At 70.9% G+C, this 3,032-nt stretch carries 3 protein-coding genes and 1 tRNA gene; 1 reads left to right on the top strand and 3 read right to left on the bottom strand.

From position 1 onward, the window contains the following. Positions 1-122 precede the first annotated feature (122 nt). Together ACOJTC_RS06560 and ACOJTC_RS06555 are read right to left on the bottom strand one after the other, a co-directional pair. The gene (locus ACOJTC_RS06560) at positions 123-893 is read right to left on the bottom strand and encodes an ABC transporter permease (RefSeq protein WP_420116161.1); all 771 of its coding nucleotides are present in this window, start codon (positions 891-893) and stop codon (positions 123-125) included. Then, positions 890-1,615, bottom strand: coding sequence for an ABC transporter ATP-binding protein (locus tag ACOJTC_RS06555; RefSeq protein ID WP_420116160.1), 726 nt, complete (start codon positions 1,613-1,615; stop codon positions 890-892). The genes ACOJTC_RS06560 and ACOJTC_RS06555 overlap by 4 nt, the downstream gene beginning before the upstream one ends. 188 nt (positions 1,616-1,803) lie before the next feature. Here ACOJTC_RS06555 and ACOJTC_RS06550 point away from each other — a divergent pair, with 188 nt between their 5' ends. After that, positions 1,804-2,112, top strand: a complete 309-nt coding sequence (locus ACOJTC_RS06550; RefSeq protein ID WP_420116159.1) for an RNA polymerase sigma factor — start codon at positions 1,804-1,806, stop codon at positions 2,110-2,112. A gap of 365 nt (positions 2,113-2,477) precedes the next feature. Here ACOJTC_RS06550 and ACOJTC_RS06545 read toward each other — a convergent pair. Beyond that, a tRNA-Arg gene (locus tag ACOJTC_RS06545) sits at positions 2,478-2,553 on the bottom strand. Between the last annotated feature and the right edge of the window lie 479 nt (positions 2,554-3,032).

Here is a 3,032-nt window from a genome sequence, read left to right as displayed (position 1 = left end):
CGGGCCCGCTGCCCGGGGCGCCCCCCGGGGCAACCGCCCCTTTGGGCCCTCGCCCCGCGCTGCTGCCTGCACCGTTGCGACCGGCCCGGTCGTGGCCGGCCCTGTCGTCGTCGGCCCGTGGGTCACGCATCCCGGGAGCGGAGCAGGACGCCACCACACACGATCGCCACCGCCGCGTACCCGCACATCAGCAGCACGCTGACCCACCCGGTGAACAGCCCGGACCCGGGCGAGAGCACCGCCACCGAGTTGAGCAGCATCAGCGGTGGCATGAAGCGTCCGACGACGACGCCGTGCTCGCCGAGCAGCCCGACCACGATCGTGGGGACGAACATCAGAGCGAACAACGTCCCGATCGCGGCCCCCGAGTGCCGTACCAACGCCCCGACACCCACCCCGATCAGCGCGGTGGCGGCCAGATAGCCGCCGGTCAGCAGGACCGCCCGCAGGACCGCCGGGTCCCCGAGGGAAGCGGTCGGGATGGCGGTGCCGCGGATCGCGAGCTGCCCGCCCAGGTAGCCGGCGGCCGTCCCGGTCATGCCCACGGCGAGAGCCGCGCCACCACACACGGCGGCCTTCGCCGCCAGGACGGTCCGACGCCGCGGCACGGCGGCGAACGTCGACCGGATCTGCCCGGTGCCGTACTCGCCGGTCACCAGCAGGACGCCGAGCACACCCAGGAACAGTTGGGCCAGGATGGCGCCGCTGAGACTGTTGTTCAGGATCTGGGCGGTGGTGGCGACCGGCGTGTGGGACCGGTAGCCGAGGCCCACCCCCACCCCGGTCGCCGCCATCGACAGCACCGTCGCGACCGTCAGCCACCACGTCGACCGGACGCTGCTCAGCTTGATCCACTCCATCCGGGCCACCTGCCGGAATCCGTAGCCGTTCATGACACCTCCGTGCCGCGGTAGTCGGTGGACTGCGAGGTGAGCCGGAAGAACACGTCCTCCAGCGTGTCGTGGCGGCCGGCGAGTTCGGCGACGGTGGTCTCCGCCAGCAGTTCGCCCCGGCCGATGACCACCAGCCGGTCCGCGGTCAGCGCCATCTCGGCGATCAGGTGACTGGACACGAACACCGTCCGGCCCTCGGCGGCCAGGGCGCGCAGCAGGCTCCGGATCCAACGGATGCCCTCCGGGTCCAGCCCGTTGACCGGCTCGTCGAGCAGCAGGACCCCCGGGTCGCCCAGCAGCGCCACCGCGACGCCGAGCCGCTGGCGCATGCCGAGCGAGTAGGTGCCGGTGCGCCGCATCGCCGCGTCCGACAGACCCACGAGGCGCAACACCTGGTCGACCCGCGAACGCCGGATGTCGTTGCTGGCGGCGAGCGCGGCCAGGTGCGCATAGCCGCTGCGGCCAGGATGGAACGCCCCGGCGTCGAGGAGCGCGCCGACCGACCGCAACGGCCACGTCAGGTTCGCGTACGGCACCCCGCCGATCAGCGCCTCCCCACGGTCCGGAGCATCCAGCCCGAGGATCATCCGCATCGTCGTCGACTTGCCGGACCCGTTCGGGCCGAGGAACCCGGTCACCACGCCCGGCTGGACCCGGACGGTCAGCCCGTTCACGGCGACCCGGCCCCCGTAACTCTTGGTCAACTCCCGTAGTTCGATCACGAGATCGACGGTAGGTAAGACGCTCGGCGGTCAGAAGCCGGCAACCACCCGGCCCGGCCTGGTGGTTTTCCCCCAGCGACCCGGATCCCACGGCGGCAGCCGCTCGGACGTCGCTCCCGGCGACACATCCGGATCCGCAGTGCGCCGCCGCGATGCAACACAGTCGGCGTGGACGGCCATAGTGTGCTGTGAGGCATCAGGTACGGCCGTCGGACGAGGAACTGTGGTCCTCGATCGCCGCCGGGGACGAGTGGGCATTCGGTCGGCTCTTCGACCGGTACTCCCGCCCGGTCTACAACCACGCGTTCCGGCTGACCGGTTCGTGGTCGACGGCCGAGGACGTCACCCAGGCGACGTTCCTCGTCGCGTGGCGCCGTCGGCGTGACGCCCGACTGGTCGACGGATCGGCGTTGCCGTGGCTGCTGGTCGTCGCCACCAACGCGGTGCGCTCGGAGTGGCGGTCGGCGCGCCGGTGGCTGGCGCTGCTGCGCCGGTAGGTGCGGCTTCCTCGGATGCGGGGTTCGGATCCGGCCATCCCGACCGTCGCCCAGGCCGACAAGCTCGCCGCCGCGTGCGAGGTTCCGGATCGGACGCTGGTGCTGCTGGCCTACAGCGGTCTGCGCTCGGTAAAGCGCTCGCGCTGTGCCGCCCGGCACGAGCGGAACATGGACTCGCGTGGCGTCCCGGTGGTGGCTCGGCAACGCCGACGCCAGTGTGACGACGCATCACTACGCCCGTGCCGTCGACGGCCGGAACCCTGCGGTCGCTCAGCACCTGGACAGGAGTCGGGAGATGGTGGCGAGGCGATCGTCCACACAAGCGCCGGAAGGCGGAACAGCTATCGATGATCAAGGCTGTGGCCTGGTGCCCCCGGCAGGATTCGAACCTGCGACACACGGTTTAGGAAACCGATGCTCTATCCCCTGAGCTACGAGGGCGCGAGCGCCTAGTCTAGCGACCTGCGGGTTCACCTGGGGTGGCAGGGACTGTCCCACGCCCACCCGCAGCATCCGGACCCCCGTTCGCCCAGCCCAGGACTACAGCCCGAGCACACGAACCCCCGTTTGCGACCACGAGCGGCTGCGGTGGCCCGCGTCGGCACCGGGTGACCCGGGTTGGCGTCTGCTGGCGAGCACACGTCCCGCACATTATCGAAGATCAACGACGTCACGTGTGTACACCCACCTTCGGCGTCGCCGCCGGAGGAGCAGGGAGCGCCCCCAGGGGCGCGCGCACCCTGCCGTCATACCGACGACTGCCTCCGCCGAGCGTCCGATCATGGCTCCCCTCTGTGTCAAGACGCAGCTGGGAGGAGAGTTCTATCCTGGGTGGCGGCGGGTCCGGGAAGTGACTTCTCCGAAGAGCCGGCTGGGGGATGTGAGTCGGTCACGCTGGAGCCAGTTGTCGTTCCCTGTTG

Source organism: Micromonospora sp. (assembly GCF_048594385.1).
Taxonomy (GTDB): Bacteria; Actinomycetota; Actinomycetes; order Mycobacteriales; family Micromonosporaceae; genus Micromonospora; species Micromonospora wenchangensis.
The sequence above is the reverse complement of the archived record's forward strand: the minus strand, read 5'-3'. Positions and strand labels throughout refer to the sequence as shown.

Coding starts and splice junctions, on each gene's coding strand:
- ACOJTC_RS06560 (WP_420116161.1), bottom strand. CDS start 893: ATGAACGGCTACGGATTCCGGCAGGTGGCCCGGATGGAGTGGATCAAG.